The sequence below is a fragment of the Staphylococcus sp. NAM3COL9 genome, assembly GCF_001431205.1.
Classification (GTDB): Bacteria; Bacillota; Bacilli; order Staphylococcales; family Staphylococcaceae; genus Staphylococcus.
In genome coordinates, this window is record NZ_LGPC01000016.1 from 428,929 (window position 1) to 447,560 (window position 18,632).

The window sequence follows — 18,632 nt, forward strand, 5'->3', positions numbered from 1 at the left end:
GTTTATATTGTACTTAAACTTAAGTTCAATAAACCATCTATCCAATATAACAGGCAAAGGCTCCAAACAATACCACATAGACTATTATCTTATATAACAAAGAGAGTCTCCAAATGATTGGAGGCTCTCTTATTAATTAGTTTAAGTGATTTAAGGCTTGTTTTAAATCTGCTACTAAATCTTCAGTATCTTCAATTCCAACAGAAAGACGAATTAGTCCATCTGCAATCCCTTCTTTGGCACGGATGTCTTTAGGAATCGATGCATGTGTCATTAATGCTGGTACAGAAATCAAACTTTCTACTGCGCCTAAACTTTCAGCTAATGTGAAATATTGTGATTCACGGATAACTGCTTTGGCACTTTCTATATCCTCAACTTCAAAAGCAACAACGCCAGTATGCCCTTCTGATTGTGCTTCGTGGATATCATGGTTTAAATGTTCAGCAATGCTTGGATGGAATACTTGTTTAACATTTGGGTGTTGTTGCAACATTTCAATAATTGAAAGTGCATTACGCTGTACTTGTTCCATTCTTAGCCCTAATGTTTTAATGCCACGAATTAATAAATAACTATCTTGTGGTCCCAACACGCCGCCTGTTGAATTTTGAATGAATCCAATACGCTCACCTAGGTTCTCATCGTTTGTAGCAACTAGACCTGAAACGACATCACTATGACCGCCAATGTATTTTGTGGCTGAATGCAATACGATATCAATACCCAATGTTAATGGATTTTGGAAATATGGTGTCATAAACGTATTATCAACAACTGATATCAAATTATGTTTCTGTGCAATTTCTGATGATTTTTTAATATCTGTCACTCTTAACAATGGATTTGAAGGTGTTTCAATATATAACATCTTTGTTTCTGGTTTAATATATTGTTCCACTTCATCTATATGTGTTGTATCGATGAAATCTGCTTTTATTCCAAAACGTGAAAATACTTTTGTTAGTGCTCTATATGTGCCACCATAAACGTCGGAATTGATTAATAAATGATCTCCTTCATCTAATAACATAATCACTGCAGATATTGCTGCCATACCAGAACCAAATGCATAACCATATTGACCATGTTCTAAATCAGCAATTAAGCCTTCTAATGAACTACGTGTTGGATTAGCTGAACGAGAATATTCATATCCTTGTCTCATATCACCGATGTCATCTTGCATAAATGTACTTGTTTGATAAATAGGTGTAGTTACAGCACCTGTATATGGATCTGTAGTAGATCCGCCGTGAATTAATTGTGTTTTTTTATTCATTAATGATTCTCCTTATAATTAAAGATTTGTTGTGACATGTATCGATCACTACCATCAGGAAAAATCGTTACAATAACGCCACTATTGATATGTTTTTTCACTTCTAATGCACCTTGTAAGACTGCGCCAGAGGAACTCCCTACAAGTAAGCCTTCTCGTTTTGCCAATAATGCTACATTTTCAAAAGCTTCTTTATCAGATACTTTAACAATATCAGAAACTAAGGATTCAGGTAAAAACTGAGGCCACTTTTCAGAACCGATACCTTCAATATCATGAGCATGTTGAGCTCCTCCACTTAATATAGAACCTTCTGGTTCAACAATGACATTCTCTACATTAAAGGAAGTTAAGTGCTCTGCAACACCTGTAAATGTGCCTCCCGAACCTATACCTGCTACAAAATAATCTATTTCTGGCAATACTTCTGTAATTTCTTTACCCAATGTTTCTAAATATGCTTTGGGGTTGTTAGCAGATTCAAATTGATTTAAATAATGTGCACCCGTTTGCAATTCAAATTGCTTTGCTGCTTCTTGAGCACCTTGCATGCCTAGTGCTTTCTCAGTTCTTCTAACCTCAGCACCTAAGGCTTTAATAATGGATATTTTTTCTTCTGCAAAACCTACAGGTGCAAAAATCACTGCATTTATATTATGATGGTTGGCTGCAATAGCTACGCCAATACCCGTATTGCCTGCTGATGCCTCTACTACAGTTCCACCTTTTTTTACTAAGTTGTTCTCTAAAGCTTTTTCAATTAAATACTTCCCAAGTCTATCTTTAATACTACCACCAGGATTGAATTGTTCTAATTTAGCATAAATTTGAACATCCTCATTACTAAAATATTTTAATAATACCATAGGCGTATTGCCGATTAAATCATATGCAATCATTATAGTCCTCCACACACAGGTGTTTTTAATGTTTTATCCATTCCTTACTATACTGATATGAATTATAAATAATTCGAACCCTTTTTGCAAATTTTATAATTAAAGTATTGTAAAACACCTAAAATAAATCCTTACTTTTTTAATAAGAATACTTGAATTCGCTATATAGCTCTTGTATAGTATTAGTTATCAGAAAATTCAAATTTATGGGAGGATTTACATTATGAGTCAGAATTCATGGCATTTAGATACATTATCAATTCATGGTGGTCAACAAGTGGATGATTCAAAATCACGTGCAGTACCTATCCACCAAACAACAAGTTATGTATTTGATAGTACAGACCATGCACAAAAATTATTTTCGCTACAAGAGGACGGTAATATTTACACGAGAATTATGAACCCAACACAAAATGTCTTTGAAGAACGTATCACGGCTCTAGAAGGTGGCGTTGGTGCTTTAGCTACTGCTTCAGGACAAGCAGCAATACATCTTGCATTATTAAACATTGTTGAAACAGGTGACGAAATTGTTGCTTCTTCAAACTTATACGGTGGTACGTATAATTTATTAAAAGTGACATTTAAAAAATTAGGCATTAAAGTACATTTTGTAGATCCTAGCAATCCTGAAAACTTTAAAAATGCTATTACAGATAAAACAAAAGTTGTTTATGCAGAAACAATCGGCAACCCTCGTATAGATGTTCTGGATATAGAAGCTGTTGCAGATATTGCACATGATAATGGTGTTCCGTTAATTGTTGACAATACATTCCCAACGCCTTATTTATTACGTCCATTTGAGCATGGTGCTGACATTATTGTTCATTCAGCCACTAAATTTATTGGTGGACATGGTACTTCAATCGGCGGCGTCATTGTTGATAGTGGTAAATTCAATTGGGATAATGGTAAATTCCCTGGCTTAGTAGAACCAGACCCTAGTTATCATGGTGTCTCTTATGCGAAAGATGTAGGAGAAGCTGCGTATATCACTAAAGCACGTGTTCAATTATTACGTGATTTAGGTGCATCTGTATCACCTTTCAATGTTCATGAATTCTTAATTGGCTTAGAAACTTTACATCTACGTATGGAACGTCATTCAGAAAATGCTTTACGTATCGCACAATACTTAGAAAAACATCCAAATGTAACATGGGTAAACTATCCAGGTTTAGAAAACAATGCTTATAATAAATTAGCTCAAAAATATCTACCAGATGGCCAAGGCGCTATACTTACATTCGGTGTTGATGGTTCTGTAGACGATATTGCTAATTTTGTTGAAGGATTAGATTTATTCTCACACGTAGCAAACGTTGGTGATTCTAAATCATTAATCATTCATCCTGCCAGCACAACACACTTGCAATTGTCACCAGAAGAACAAAAAGCTTCAGGTGTACTTCCAGAACTTGTAAGATTATCAGTTGGAACAGAAAAAGTAGAAGATATCATTTCAGATCTTGATAAAGGTTTTAAAGCATCACTTGGAAATTAATGAAAAAATTTTCCTTAGTGATGCTTATGCAAAAGCCTAGCTTTTGTAATCCTTAATTTCACTTGGAAGATAACATTAAAAGTCACTAGAAAGCAAGTTCACACTCTGAAAATATATAACGTCAAAAACGCCCAACATAGATATGTTTGGGCGTTTTTAGACTGCGCGTTATTATCCCATTCCACAAAACGAAGACGCCTGCGTGTGTAATTTTATATTTCAACTTCTATATTCTATTAATAAAGGTATTTACCTTTGTGTTTGTTAATTAATATTGGGATAATAACAATAATCGTTCCATAAGTTGGAGGTGTATGTTTGGATAATCAAAAAGATCAAATAACCATGAATGTCATATTACTTACCGGTAAAATACTTTTATCTTCTGGCGCTGAAGTATCACGTGTTGAAGATACCATGCGTCGCATAGCAATTTGTATGGGCTATTACAATAGCCAAGGATATGTCATAAATGTGTTCATCAACTTTTCACTTAGTGAGGAACACGATACGCGCATTTTACGTATTAATAAAAATATCACCAACTTATTGAAAATATTTCAAGTTAATGCAGTTTCAAGAAAACTCACGAGTAATCAATTGTCTATAGAAGAAGCTTATGACCTTTTAAAAAATATAGAACGTACATCATTAACGATTCCATTGTGGAAAAAAGGGATAGCAGCTGGAATTATATCACTGAGCTTTTTATATTTACAAAACGGTACATGGCCAGATGCAATTACCGCAATCATAGCTGGTGCTACAGGATTTTTAATTGTAGAGTACATGCATAGCAAGTCATTAACTATGTTTATACCTGAATTTGTAGCCTCTTTTTTAATAGGAACTATTGTTATATTTGGGTCTAAATTATTTAACGTTGATAATATGTTTGGACCTGCCATGCTTGCTTCAGTTATGCCTATTGTTCCTGGTGTCTTAATTACAACCGCAATACAAGATTTATTTGGCCGTCACATGCTTATGTTTACAGCAAAATTTTTGGAAGCATTAGTTATTGCTTTTGCGATTGGTTCAGGCATAGCAATTGCGTATTCACTATTTTAAGGGGGGTCTTCATGACTATTTTAATTACATTCTTATGCAGTTTCAGCGCCTCTTATTTTTTCAACGTGATTTACGATTCGCATAAAAAGGTGTTTCTTCCTGCTGGATTTGCTGGAGCCATGGGTTATATTGTCCACTTTATTTTAAGCGAGCATGGACAAATGGATACAATATATACAAGTTTATTAGGTAGTTTAACACTAGGTTTAATCAGCCATACTATGAGTCGAATATATAAAGCGCCTGTTGTGCTATTTATGATCCCTGGCATTATTCCACTTGTTCCAGGAAGTATTGCTTTCAGTGCGACACAACAGCTTGTTACGCTTAATTTTACTGAAGCGACTAACACATTCATTCGTGCTATTTTGATAGCAGGCGCAATTGCTTTAGGTTTGTTGATTTCAGATCAATTATCTAAAACGTTGAATATACGAAAATACTTAGCTATTAAAAGAAATAAACTTTAAAAAGACTACACACTATCGTCACATATTTGAAGTATGTGACGATAGTGTGTAGTCTTTTTATTATTCATTCACAAAATATAAACCCGTTAAAACATTAGCTTCTAAGTCACTTATTTTAATACTAATCGGACTATGTCGTATTAAATGGTGTGCTTTAACATATGTTTCTATACTTTCTTTATAAGGCAATGGACTTTTTGTCACGCCGCCTCCTAATACAATATGATAAATATTAAATACACTAAATAAATTTGTACAAAGTTGTTGGGTTAATTTTAAAACTTCTTCAATCATTTGAGTTACTGTTTTATCTTCCCCTTGAACATACATTTCAATAGCTTCTTTCGTACTCACTTCTCTTTGTAAAATATCACTCGCTTTTATACTAATTGCTAACCCGGAAACCTCATTTTCAACACAGCCATATTGCTTACAGACAGGACATTGATAACTACTGTCATTTTTAATTACTGTATGTCCAATCTCACCAAAGTTCCCGTCAACGCCAGAAACTAACTCTCCTTTTTTCATGTAGGCCATGCCGACACCTGTACTAATCGTTAAATAAATGAAATCCTTAGTTTGTGCTTTTATATACTGATGTTCTGCCAAAATTGCAGCATCCGTATCATTAACAAATTGTGGATTGAATTTACTATTTTGCATAATATAAGCACCCGCATTAAACCCCTTATATTTTTGCAAATTGGGTGGATTTAAAAATAAGCCTTGGGTATAATCACATGGTCCTGGCATCGCAATATTTAAAGCAGTCTTATCGACGTCCTTATAATTTGTTAGGTAGTCATTCGCAATACTTATAATTTCATTGAATTCCTTTTCAGGCATATCTTTATTCGTCTTAAATTTTTGGCTCGCTACGATTTCTAATTCTTCATTGATAAGCCCAACAATTGTTTTAGTTCCTCCAATATCAACACAAATTTTCAACATCAGCCACCAACTCCATTATTTATTAATTTATCTTACTTATGTACAAAAAGAGACAAGGGGAAAAACCAGTTTGCCTTGTGACAAATCAAATTTATCCCGCCTCTCCTTATTTATATATGACTGACAATCATCGTCATGTCACCATTAAATTGAATTTCATTGTCTTCTGTTGTCAGTATAAAGTGCATGCCTTTATTTAAACTATAGTCGCTTCCGTCTACAGCGATTTGTCCGCTACCTTCAACAATTGAAACAAGACAGTATTCATGCGGTTTTCTATAATCTAAGTTACCATCAATCACCCAACGTTCAACTGTGAAAAAGTCATTGGACACAAATTGTGTGTACTGCTGTCCTTGAATATTTTCATGTATTGGCATCGTATTAGGTGAGTGTTCTGAAAGATGAATTACCTCTTTACTTTGTTCTAAGTGCAAATCACGTTTGTTTCCGTCTTTATCTATACGATCATAATCGTATATTCTATATGTGGTATCCGAAGACTGTTGCGTTTCTAAAATCATAATACCTTTTCCAATTGCATGTACTGTTCCAGCTGGCACATAGAAGAAATCTCCTACTTGTACTTTTACTGTTTTAAAAAGGTTATCAAATTGTTGTTGATCAATCATTTCATTTAATTCATCCTGATTTTTAGCGTTCACATCATAAATAATCTCTGCATCTTCTTGTGCATCTAGAATATACCAACACTCTGTTTTGCCGTATTCACCTTCATATTTTTGTGCATATTCATCATTTGGATGGACTTGAACTGATAATTTATCATTTGCATCTAATATTTTAGTTAATAAAGGGAATTTAGAATCACCAGTTTCACCAAATAATGCTTTATCTTCATTCCATACTGTTTCTAATGTTTTACCTTTATGTTTACCATTCTCAATTATATTCGGTCCATTAGGATGTGCTGATATTCCCCAACATTCACCTGTATATTCATTAGGGATATCATAATTGAATGATTTTAAAGCCATACCACCCCATATACGTTCTTGAAAAACGGGTTGTAAGAATAATGGCATATGCTCATACCTCCACTTATATTGCTTTTAGTATTTCGTATATTTGTTCTGTATGTGTTGCATCGATTAAACTTTGACGGGTATCATCATCCATTAGCGCTCTAGATAAGCGCTGTAACAATTTCAAGTGTGTATCACTACTATCACTTGGTACTGCAATTAAGAAAACAATTTTTGGTAACGTCCCATCTAAGCTGTCCCAATTCACGCCTTGTTTATTATTCATAACTGCTACGATTGGTTTTTTCACTGCATCTGATTTGGCATGAGGAATTGCAACGTTCATGCCTATAGCCGTTGTCGACTCCATTTCACGTTTTAAGACGTCTGTTTTCAGTCTTTCCATATCTATAATGTAATCATATTTATTTAATTGACCTACAAGATGTTCAATTGCTTCGTCTCTTGTCAATTTCTTCTCTGATATTTCAATAACCTCTTGCTGAAATACTTCAATTTCGTCATCTGTTATTGCTTGGTTACCTTCGATCATTTCAGCGCTATTTTGCGTTGTTACTTCTGTATTATTTTGATTATGTGCTGCCATTCCTGAATCTGTATGTGCGCTATCTCCAGCTATTGCTGGTGTTTTTCTTCTTAGTGTTAACACTGATAACATTGTCACAACACTACCTACAATCACTGCTATAAAGAACCAAAGAACTTGGTCAATACCACCAAGCACTGCTACAATAGGTCCGCCATGCGCTACTCTGTCACCTACGCCACCAATTGCTGCAATCGCCGCAGCAATCATGGCGCCTATCATATTGGAAGGTATAATACGTAATGGATCTTGGGCAGCAAAAGGAATCGCACCTTCCGTTATACCAAATAATCCCATTGTAAATGAGGCTTTGCCCATTTCTACTTCACCTTTATTAAACTTGCGTTTGTTGATAAATGTTGCAAGTCCTAGACCAATAGGTGGCGTACATACCGCAACAGCAACCATACCCATTACTGCATAATTTCCTTCAGCAATCAGTGCTGAACCAAATAGAAATGCAACTTTATTTACTGGTCCTCCCATATCAAAAGCAATCATAGCCCCAATAATCAATGCTAAAATCACAATATTTGTTCCTTGCATACCTTTCAACCATGTCGTTAAGCCTTCAAAAACACTAGCAATCGGCGCACCAATTAGAAAAATAAAAATGAGCCCTACAATAAGTGAAGAAATTATCGGTATAATGATAATTGGCATAATAGGAGCCATTACTTTCGGTATGTTAATATTTTTTATCCATTTTGCAATATAACCTGCTATGAAACCTGCTACGATACCACCTAAGAATCCTGCACCTGCATCGCTACCATAAAAACTGCCATCAGCAGCAATCGCACCACCAATCATCCCTGGAACAAGTCCTGGTTTATCTGCAATACTTACAGCGATATAGCCTGCCAAGATAGGAACCATAAAGCTAAATGCTAAATTTCCAATGTTTTCAATTGATTTCCAAAATGAATCTTCTGGTATTACTAACCCTTCAGGTGTAGCTTTGCCCCCTAAAGTCAATGCAATCGCCATCAATAGTCCACCAACAACGATAAATGGAACCATAAATGAAACACCGTTCATCAAATGTTGATATATCATTTGCACGCCGCTCTTTTGCTCATCATCATCTTGATTAGAAGCTCCTGTCACATTTGCATCATGATGTACGTGCGCATCTTTATCGATAATACGTTGAATGAGTTCTTTTGGTTTATGAATACCTTCTCGAACACTTTCATTAATTAATAATTTTCCGTCAAATCGAGATAAATCTACTTGACGGTCTGCGGCAATGATAATCCCATCCGCTTCTCTAATTTCTTTCGATGTTAAAGCATTTTCAACACCGACGCCTCCCTGCGTCTCTACTTTAATATCTACACCCATTTCTTGACCTGCTTGCTCTAATTTCTCTTGAGCCATATACGTGTGTGCTATCCCATTTGGACACGATGTTATCGCTAAAATTTTCATAATGTCATCCTCCTTACTTATAATTGTAAGCGCATTCAACAATATATAAAAAAGAATAATTGCCGTTAGTAGTGGCAATTATTCTTTCACTAACTGGATTACTTTATCTTTTAAAATTTGATCTTCAAGCACTAACAACTGATCTACATCTTTTTCAGTTAATTTAGCTATCGTATGAATTATTTTTTTCATAGCTGGAATATCTTGTTCTGCTATTGCTAAGAAAAAAACTAATTTCGCCCTATTTTGTTTCCAGCTAAACCCATGCAAATTTTTAAATATTACCACGTGTGATCTCAGTACTTTTTCAGGGTCTCCATGAGGAATACTAATACTATTTCCAATAAAAGTAGAAGAAAACTTTTCTCTTTCTAAAGCACTTTGGATATATTTTCCGGTAACTGAATTGTTTTCTCCAAAAATAATTTGTGCCTGTTCAAATACATAGGATGCTTCTGTTTGCTCTTGTTTGTCTGAGTGTACATCAAATTGAATAGCTGCTAATTCATCATGATTTAGCACAGGATTTTGCTTATAGTGTATAAAGGATTGAATTTTATTGGCATCTTCGTTAGAAAATAATGGGGTAACCTCTATTACTTGCAAAGTGTCTGGTACTTGAGATTTATCTATAAAGTGCGTCGTAATTAAAGCATCAACACCTGAAAAATCATACTGTGACACATTTTCTGATTTTAATGTGTCTATCACATATATCCTATCATCTAAATTTGCTATCTTAGCTTCTAATAAACTTGAAATACCCAAACCATAGTAACAAGTAATTACAATATTAAACCGATTTTTCTCATTACGATCTATGGATGATTGAAAATGTAATGCTAAAAATGCAATTTCATCTTCTACTAGATTTATTTTTGCGTCTTTAGACAGATGATTTACTGTTTCATATAATGTGTTAAAAACAAAAGGATAATGTTTTTTTATATCTTCAGTTAATGGATTGTTAATATAAACATTCTTAGCGATACGTAAATAGGTTCTACTAAAATGTGAATAAATATTGTCACGTAACTCTTTATCTTTTGTAAAATCCACTCCTACACTTTTTTCCATTTGATATATCATTCTATCGATGTAACTTTTAACGAATACTTTTTCTAAACCTAAATCGTATTTATTAAAATAGTAACTAATAAAAAATGAAAATAATTTTGCAGTTTCGTCACTTAGCCCATATGCTAATTTGTGGTTTATTTCGTCTATACAATGCTGTGCTATAATTTGTGATTCTTCATCTACAACCCACGAAGCATCATCGTCATTGTTTCGTTTAAATATAATAATAAGATGTATTAACAATTGCCGAATTCGTATATCCGAAGTTTGTATTTGATAATCACTTAAGTTACTTTTTATAATTTGAAATATCATTTGAATATGTGCTTCTGGTATTTCATTTAGAATGAATTGCTCTACGGTCTGGTCTTTCGTAGAGAGCTGATTTAAATGAAGAATCGCATTTCTTATATTCATTTCGTTACCCTTAACTGTAATACCTTTTTTCTTAGTAATGTTTACATTAATATCAAATGATGCACACCATGATTGTAATCTATTTAAATAGTCATTTACTTCTGATTTTGTTAAATCAAAATCATTTTTCAATTGATCAACGGTCATGGGTTGTTGATGCATTAGCAATTGATAACCTAATTTCAACAGTATTTCGCTTTCTTTATTCGTAAATGCTTTAACGATTTCTGCTAATTGTTCTAAACTATATAAGGTATGATCCATTTTATAGCCTCTACCTTTCACACTAACAATGAGTTCTTCCACTAACTCACTATTAATATACTTAATATCACTTCGTACCGTTCTGTTGGAAACGTTCAAGTAGTTCGCTATTTCATTTGCACTTAAATAATTCTTACTATTATTTAATATTAAACGAATAAGCTTAGCATGTCTTTCTTGCATGGCTGCACCGCACTTTCCACATTCTTACACGCCTTTTTAGTAAGCGTTTTCTATAATATCAAATACATTGTAGCTATAACTCATTATATAATCAAGGCGTTCACTGTTTATATAACGTTACATTAATTTCTCCTATAAATGATTATTTTAAACAAAAAAGAGATAGCAACTGAAATTTTCATTCGTTACTATCTCTTAATTATTAGTTTGTTACATTACTAATTGTTTGTTGTATATATCGATGCGCCTCTTTAAGTTGCTCAATTTCTGTTGGGCTGAGTTGAATTTCAAACCGCTGTTTAATACCTTCACGTCCCACTAATGTAGGTAGACTAAAGGCACTCTCATTCAAACTATATTCATTACTTATTGAAGTTAACGGCATGATGGTCTGCTGGTTTAATGCAATTGCTTGTATCAAATAATTAACCACTTTCGATATCGCTACATTTGTCCATCCTTTTTTATAAAACACATCCATAGATACCTGATCAATTTCTGAAGTTATACGTGCTTTATCGATTGGTGAAGTATGCGTCAATTGTTCAAATTCATCTAATGTCATCCCATAAATTCTAACTTTACTCCATACTGGCACTGCATGTTGTCCATGTTCTCCAATCACAAATCCTTCAACATTCTTAGGATCAACTTGGTAATATTTCGCAATCAATGTTTTAAAACGAGATGTTTCCAAAGATGTTCCAGTACCAATTATTTTATGCGAAGGATATTGAGATGCATTGCTCATGTAAGTAATTGTATCCACTGGATTGGAAACTAAAATAACAATCGCATCTTGTGTCACCTGATTAATTTGTTTCATGACTCCCTCAATCATAATTCGATTACCTTTCGCAAGTAATACACGGTCGCCCTCATTAGGATCTGTTGGAACACTTGCTGCGATTACAATGAATGAGGCATCTGCTAAATCTTCATAATTGCTTTCACGAATATTGATGTGGGTTGAATTAGGTATACCTTGTGTATGCAAATGATCTAATGCTTCACCACTTGCTCTTGCTGTATCCGTATCAATTAATACAATATCCGAGAACAAACTTAAATTTTGGATGTCTGTAAGTACTTGGCTTCCTACTTTACCAAGTCCAATGATTCCTATTTTGGACATTTTATCCCTGCCTTATCTATTAAATATTAATTCACAATACTTTTAACTACTATATAAAATATAACAAATTTACGGTATTTAATTTATTGTGTCATCTGTTACATCTTATTTTTCATACGGAATAACATCTTGACCGTATTCTTTTTTAATAAAGTCTTGTGTATCTTTTGATTGTAGTATCTTAATTAATGTTTGATATTTTTTATCATCTTTATGACCTTTTTGAACGGCGACTATGTTTGCAAATGGTGATGATTTATACTCAACTGCAATCGAATCTTTATGTGGTGTTAGACCATTATCGATAGCATAGTTGGAATTCATAATAACTGCCGCGCCTTCTTTACTATTATATGTTTTAGGTAAAAATTCAGCGCCTTGTTTGTTATTGAATTTTAAATCCTTTTTATTTTCTACAATATCCTCAAATTTTGCATCTTCAATATTTACACCTTTTTTAATTTCAATTAATCCTTTATCAACAAAAAATGATAAGAAACGTCCTTCTTCAGCAGGGTTATTCGATACATAAATTGTTGACCCTTTAGGGATAGCTTTAATATCTTTATATTTTTTACTATAGACACCCATTGGCGTAGTTAATACTTTTCCTACTTCTTCAATATTATAGTTATGATCTTCTTTTTCAGCTTTTAGATAAGGTACGTGTTGGAAAAAATTTGCATCTACATCCCCTTTATCCAATAATTTATTAGGCACTTTATAGTCATTCACTGTCTTGATTTCTAAATCATAACCTTCTTCTTTCATTGCTTTTTTAGCATGTTTAAGTACTTCTCCATGCGGTGCTGGAGACGTTGCTATAGTGATTTTTTTATCCTCGCCTTCGCCCTTTGAATTTCCGCACGCCGCCAATATAACTACTAATACGAATAACGAAACTAAACTTATAACCCTTTTCATCCAATCTCTCCTTATATTTTTTTGATTTACGACTAAAACTATGTATAAAAAAATACTTCCTCTTCATTTTCAAGAGAAAGTATCTACCTTCCCTCATCTTTGAAAGTAAAATTACTTTCTGTGAATTAGCACCATTTCAAAAACGACGGTTGCTGGGCTTCATAGGGCACATCCCTCCACCACTCTAGATAAGAGTAAATCATATGTAATTGATTGTTCTAATCCTAGCATCGCGCTCATGATTAGTCAATGAAATTTTAGAAAATTCTAAAAATTGTTTTTTGAAATTTCGTTCCATGTGAAACAATAATCATTTTGATAATTAACTTTATGCTTTGAGGAATTTAAAGAAAGGATAATACCTTAATTTAATATATACATCTATACTAATAATATAAAATATATATAAAAGTATGCGTATTAATTTTATGAAGTGGTATATATATATTAGCGATATAGAAACAATACATAATATGGGGAGTTGCATAATAATGAGAATTTTAGTCTTAGGCGCAGGTGGTATCGGTGGTTACTTTGGTGGCCGCTTAGCTGAAGGTGGTCAAAACGTTACATTTCTAGTACGTTCAAAAAGAAAATCATATCTAGAACGAAATGGTCTATCTATTCATAGTGAAAAGGGTGACTATCACTTTAACCCTCAACTTATTACAAAAAAAGACCGTGTGAAACCATTTGACGTAGTACTCTTGTCTTCTAAGTCTTATCATTTAGAACATGCCCTTGAAGATTTAACACCATTTGTTAACGGCAATACAGTGATTATTCCATTACTAAATGGAATCGCACATCTACCGCAATTACAATCAACTTTCGGTAAAAATAAAATCATGGGTGGTTATTGTGTCATTGAAACGACTTTAAATCCTGTAGGTGAAATCGTTCATACAAATTCTTTTGACAAACTCTTTTTTGGTGAATTGAATGGCAACCAAAGTGAACGTGCTGAACAAATTGCTCAAGCTTTTTCAAATACTAAAGCTGAATTTATTTCAAGTTCAAATATCCAAAAAGGTATGTGGCATAAATATTTAATGATTACTGTACTATCAAGCCTTACTACACTCATGCATGCACCAATTGGGCCAATTCGTGATAGCGTGGGAGGCGTAGATTTTATTGAGTCACTATACAATGAAGTCGCTTCAATTATGCGTGCACATAGTGCGCCCATTTCAGATAATATCGTCGATCAATATATGAAATCACTGCCAAAATTATCTTATCACTTTAAGACTTCTATGCAACGAGATATGGAAAAAGGGTTAAATATTGAAGCAGATCATTTACAAGGTTATTTGTTAAATTTAGCAGCATCATACCAAATAGATGCACCTCTGCTAACTACTGTTTATCAAAACCAAAAAGTATATAAAGAAATGCTTCAATAATACATTATTGGAGGTTACATAATGAATTCTAATAAACAAGTACATCCATTTGATAAAGCTACACACCTAACTGAAGAAGCGTCAGGTGTTTATAGTGGCCACACGTCCGAAAAGTATGCCAATATGATTGGGCCGTTTGGTGGCGTTATTGCATCTACGTTACTTCGCGCTGTTTTAGAACATCCAGAACGATTAGGAGAACCAGCATCATTAACTATCAACTACGCAGCACCTGTAGCTGATGGTGATTTTAATATTAAAGCAACACCAACGCGAACAAATAGATCCACTCAGCATTGGTATATAGTGCTTTCTCAAAATGATAAAACTGTTATTACTGGAACGGCTATTACTGCTCAACGACGAGATACTTGGTCTTCTACCGAAATAGCGTTCCCTAATGTACCAGCTGCTGAAAAGGTTGAGTTTCCAACAATAGAGGGCGCACCACCTTGGTTACAGAATTATGATATACGAATTATTAAAGGGGCGCCACTCGCGTTATCACAAATACAATCTAACAATGCCCATGACTCTACGACGCTTCAATGGATACAGGACACCCCAAAGAGAAACCTTGATTTTCTCTCACTTACTTCAATATGCGACGCATTCTTTCCACGTATTTGGGTGCGCCGTGAAAAAATGGTACCTATTGGAACAGTTTCACTTACCATTTATTTTCATGTTGATTCAGAAACACTTAAAACGCACGGCAATAGAGAAGTCTTAGGTCATACACGTGCACTTAGATTCTATGATGGTTTCTTTGATCAAACTGGAGAAATATGGAGCTATGACGGAAATTTACTCGCGACGACTAGTCAATTTGTTTATTATAAAGAATAATCTGCTTAATTTTCATAATTCATTTCATGTTTTTAACATTTAAGGTCAAAGACGTACCAAAGGACGTATCGAACGAAGTTAAATAACTTAATAATTAAAAAAGCCTCAACCATTATTGGTTGAGGCTTTTTTAAAACTTTATCCATATTACAATTTTAGTGATTTAATAAAATTAATTATATCTTCAGACATTTCTTCATTGTCTAAAGCAAACTGTATTGTAGTTTTAACAAATCCTGACTTTTCACCTACATCAAAACGATTACCTTCGAAATCGAAAGCATAGACACAATCATCACTATTTAACCGTTCGATCGCATCTGTTAATTGTATTTCTCCACCTGCACCTATTTCTTGGCTTTCTAAATAATCAAATATATCAGGTGTTAATACGTAGCGTCCCATAATCGCTAAATTTGATGGTGCTGTACCTTTTTCAGGTTTTTCTACAAATTGTCGAACACCAAATAATCGATTATTTGACTCTAATGGATCCACAATCCCATATCTGTGTGTTTCACTTTCATTCACGGATTGCACACCGATGATTGCTTTACCAGTTTTGTCATATTGATTCATTAATTGCTTAATTGCTGGTGTATTTGATTTTACAATATCATCACCCAACAATACCGCAAAAGGTTCATTTCCAATAAATTGTTTCGCCGACCATATTGCATGACCTAGCCCTTTTTGTTCTTTTTGTCTTACATAGAACATGTTAGCTAAATTACTTGAATATTGTACTGCATTTAGTAGGTCTCTTTTGCCCTTAGATTTAAGTATCATTTCAAGTTCATTTTGATTATCAAAATGATCTTCTATTGCTCTTTTATGTTTACCTGTAACGATAATAATATCTTCTATACCCGCATTCACTGCTTCTTCAACTATATATTGAATCGTAGGTTTATCTAATATTGGCAACATTTCTTTCGGCATGGCCTTTGTCGCTGGTAAAAATCTTGTACCTAACCCTGCTGCGGGTATAATCGCTTTTTTAATTTGCATAAATTTTCTCCTCTATCTCTATATACACATTTTGCGTTCTATAATTTTAATATTTGTTTAATTTCTATTTTCTAAGTTGTTTCAATAATTCAGCATAATTATTAATTGCTGTTTGATGTTTTAATCGATTATTATTTCTTACATTGTTAAGTGGTTCATCAACAATTTTCATCATGCTTTTCGCAAAATCTGAAATATTATTAGGTTCGGCTAAATACCCGTTCTGTCCATTTTCAATTATTTCTCGTGGACCATATTTAACATCATACGCAATGACAGGACATCCAACTGCTATACTTTCCATAATTGTTAATCCAAATCCTTCAAAACTACTCGTTAATAGAGATGCTCTTGAAGCTTTAAATTCTGCTAATGGATTGGATGTATAGTCATTAATCTCCACGTACTCATTTAAAGCATATTCATTTATTAAATCTTTAATCATTTTTAATTGTCCTGCTTCATCTTTTCCATATAATACTAATTTACTCGTGTAGCCTGCTTCACGAAATAACTTATATGCTTTAATAAGATGATCTAATTGTTTTTGTAACCCAAATCTACCTATATAAATAAATTGATTTTTAAAGTTTGATGGTTCACGGGAAGGCTCTGCAACTTCAATAAAGTGGGGTATTACAGCAAAATGGTCATCTTCAATAGCGTATGAATTTTGTATATCTATTTTTTGATGGTTCGTCAACACTAAATATTTAGTTACGCGTTCTGAATTTGTAAGTGCATATTTATATGACTTTTTCATATTATTGCCGTCTAAATGTGAGTTGTGGAACACCAATATATTTTTCGTATGATTTGTTTGTTGTAGTAATGCCCCATCTAGAAGTCTCGCGTCATTAAAAACAATATCTCCATCTTTAAAACGATTTTGGAAATAATACTGAAAAAGCTGTTTTTCATTTTCAAATGCTTTAAAATGTTTCCCTTCTTTATATAATTGAACTAACAAAAGTGTTGTGTTCTCATCATCAGCAAAAAACTTTTCACAATATTTATTACCTTCTCTGTCATAGAACTTTTCGCTTATTTTTCCATAATTTTTTGTAGAAAAATAAACTTTTTTATGCAATTCCCCATAAGTATTATATTGATGTCTTTCAACTCTTTTTTTACAATATGGTGTCATAAAATCTTCGAATTCTAAAATATCACTTCCTGGTCTGAATTTCCTGTATAAAAAATATGTATCACCGTCATAATAACGGACAACATCCCTATTATTTTTTCGTATTTCACTTGTTAGACCTTCAATATCCCGTTTAACCTCATGATATTCAATTTTGTCACTATTAGAGTATGGATTATATAATAACTTAAAATCAGAAAGCCAATCATAAATATTTTCCACTCTGATTTGAGCATTTAATTTATTATTTTCCACAAATGATTTAATAACATCATAATAATTAGGATTATAATTTGTCGTTAATATTGTGTTTATTTCATTTAAATCATCATGCATTAATTGAATTCTATTTAATAACGCTTTCGTTCTTCCACCATGAACTAGTGGCAATGTTGATGTAATTGTATACAACATTTATAACATTCCTCCGATATCTTCACTTACAATATCGACATTGTACCATATAAAACATATTATTTTATAACATTATTTAATTTCATTTGGCAATTCAATATAGCATGAAATTATATTGAATTCTAACAAAATTATCAAATTTCGTTAAGGATTAAATTAAAACAATACGGGAAGATAGTTATTAAGAAGGTGAAATAATAGTGGATAGAGAAGTAGTTTTTAATTTTGTAAATCGTAAGTATGATGTGAAACCAGATTATCCTTGGAATACTTATTCAAATTTCGCAGCTTTAAGACATAAATCTAACCAAAAATGGTTTGCTTTAGTGATGAATATTACTGAAGATAAATTAGGATTAAATGGGTCTGATGAAATAGATATATTAAATTTAAAAATCAGACAAGAATTCATTGGTCCTTTAAGAAAAAAAGAAGGCTTTTACAAAGCCTATCACATGGATAAATCCAATTGGATAAGTATCAATCTAAATGAGATTAACTCTATAAATCATATTAAAGATTTAATAGCAGAAAGTTATGAACTAACAAATTAAATTTGTACAGTTTCATTGATCATTTTTAATAA

The 18,632-nt window shown here is 33.1% G+C and carries 16 protein-coding genes and 1 riboswitch; of the genes, 6 read left to right on the forward strand and 10 right to left on the reverse strand.

The features are described 5' to 3' along the window. Window positions 1-136 precede the first annotated feature (136 nt). A complete protein-coding gene (locus tag ACA31_RS11690) occupies window positions 137-1,282 on the reverse strand; it encodes a bifunctional cystathionine gamma-lyase/homocysteine desulfhydrase (protein WP_057513493.1) in 1,146 nt (381 codons plus the stop codon). Next, on the reverse strand, window positions 1,282-2,181 hold the full coding sequence (locus tag ACA31_RS11695) for a PLP-dependent cysteine synthase family protein (protein ID WP_057513494.1): 900 nt from the start codon (window positions 2,179-2,181) through the stop codon (window positions 1,282-1,284). The genes ACA31_RS11690 and ACA31_RS11695 overlap by 1 nt, the downstream gene beginning before the upstream one ends. A 223-nt stretch (window positions 2,182-2,404) precedes the next feature. On the opposite strand from ACA31_RS11695, the gene ACA31_RS11700 reads away from it, so the two are divergent. The 3 genes from ACA31_RS11700 (at window position 2,405) to ACA31_RS11710 (ending at window position 5,232) form a co-directional block, all read left to right on the forward strand. Then, window positions 2,405-3,691, forward strand: coding sequence for a homocysteine synthase (locus ACA31_RS11700; protein ID WP_057513495.1), 1,287 nt, complete (start codon window positions 2,405-2,407; stop codon window positions 3,689-3,691). Window positions 3,692-4,009: 318 nt separating this feature from the next. Further along, window positions 4,010-4,762: a threonine/serine exporter family protein gene (locus tag ACA31_RS11705; RefSeq protein WP_057513496.1), complete on the forward strand. Its 753-nt coding sequence runs from the start codon at window positions 4,010-4,012 to the stop codon at window positions 4,760-4,762. 11 nt (window positions 4,763-4,773) lie between these two features. Beyond that, window positions 4,774-5,232 (forward strand): threonine/serine exporter family protein, encoded by a 459-nt coding sequence (locus ACA31_RS11710; RefSeq protein ID WP_057513497.1) that lies wholly within the window; start codon window positions 4,774-4,776, stop codon window positions 5,230-5,232. A gap of 60 nt (window positions 5,233-5,292) precedes the next feature. Here ACA31_RS11710 and ACA31_RS11715 read toward each other — a convergent pair whose 3' ends face one another. From ACA31_RS11715 to ACA31_RS11740, 6 genes are all read right to left on the reverse strand, one after another. After that, window positions 5,293-6,186 carry an ROK family protein gene (locus ACA31_RS11715; RefSeq protein WP_057513498.1) on the reverse strand — a complete coding sequence of 298 codons (894 nt, stop codon included), beginning with the start codon at window positions 6,184-6,186 and terminating at the stop codon, window positions 5,293-5,295. A gap of 110 nt (window positions 6,187-6,296) precedes the next feature. Continuing rightward, window positions 6,297-7,232, reverse strand: a complete 936-nt coding sequence (gene manA, locus ACA31_RS11720) for a mannose-6-phosphate isomerase, class I (protein ID WP_057513499.1) — start codon at window positions 7,230-7,232, stop codon at window positions 6,297-6,299. A 16-nt stretch (window positions 7,233-7,248) separates the two neighbouring features. Then, window positions 7,249-9,213, reverse strand: coding sequence for a fructose-specific PTS transporter subunit EIIC (locus ACA31_RS11725; protein WP_057513500.1), 1,965 nt, complete (start codon window positions 9,211-9,213; stop codon window positions 7,249-7,251). A 78-nt stretch (window positions 9,214-9,291) separates the two neighbouring features. Beyond that, entirely contained in the window at window positions 9,292-11,157 is a 1,866-nt protein-coding gene (locus ACA31_RS11730) for a BglG family transcription antiterminator (protein ID WP_057513501.1), read from the reverse strand. Window positions 11,158-11,359: 202 nt separating this feature from the next. Continuing rightward, window positions 11,360-12,292 carry a lactate/malate family dehydrogenase gene (locus ACA31_RS11735; protein ID WP_057513502.1) on the reverse strand — a complete coding sequence of 311 codons (933 nt, stop codon included), beginning with the start codon at window positions 12,290-12,292 and terminating at the stop codon, window positions 11,360-11,362. A gap of 105 nt (window positions 12,293-12,397) precedes the next feature. Next, window positions 12,398-13,216: a MetQ/NlpA family ABC transporter substrate-binding protein gene (locus ACA31_RS11740; RefSeq protein WP_057513503.1), complete on the reverse strand. Its 819-nt coding sequence runs from the start codon at window positions 13,214-13,216 to the stop codon at window positions 12,398-12,400. Window positions 13,217-13,306: 90 nt separating this feature from the next. Then, window positions 13,307-13,411, reverse strand: a riboswitch (SAM riboswitch). Window positions 13,412-13,707: 296 nt separating this feature from the next. Between ACA31_RS11740 and panE the strand changes: the two genes are divergently transcribed. Beyond that, on the forward strand, window positions 13,708-14,625 hold the full coding sequence (gene panE / locus ACA31_RS11745) for a 2-dehydropantoate 2-reductase (protein WP_057513504.1): 918 nt from the start codon (window positions 13,708-13,710) through the stop codon (window positions 14,623-14,625). A gap of 21 nt (window positions 14,626-14,646) precedes the next feature. Then, window positions 14,647-15,474, forward strand: coding sequence for an acyl-CoA thioesterase (locus tag ACA31_RS11750; RefSeq protein ID WP_057513505.1), 828 nt, complete (start codon window positions 14,647-14,649; stop codon window positions 15,472-15,474). A gap of 147 nt (window positions 15,475-15,621) precedes the next feature. Here the strand turns inward: ACA31_RS11750 and galU are convergent, their stop codons facing one another. Beyond that, window positions 15,622-16,485, reverse strand: a complete 864-nt coding sequence (gene galU / locus ACA31_RS11755) for a UTP--glucose-1-phosphate uridylyltransferase GalU (RefSeq protein ID WP_057513506.1) — start codon at window positions 16,483-16,485, stop codon at window positions 15,622-15,624. A gap of 64 nt (window positions 16,486-16,549) precedes the next feature. Next, window positions 16,550-18,046 (reverse strand): glycosyltransferase, encoded by a 1,497-nt coding sequence (locus tag ACA31_RS11760; protein ID WP_057513507.1) that lies wholly within the window; start codon window positions 18,044-18,046, stop codon window positions 16,550-16,552. Between the two features lie 200 nt (window positions 18,047-18,246). Here ACA31_RS11760 and ACA31_RS11765 point away from each other — a divergent pair, with 200 nt between their 5' ends. Continuing rightward, window positions 18,247-18,600: an MmcQ/YjbR family DNA-binding protein gene (locus tag ACA31_RS11765; RefSeq protein WP_367576199.1), complete on the forward strand. Its 354-nt coding sequence runs from the start codon at window positions 18,247-18,249 to the stop codon at window positions 18,598-18,600. The last annotated feature ends 32 nt before the right edge of the window (window positions 18,601-18,632 follow it).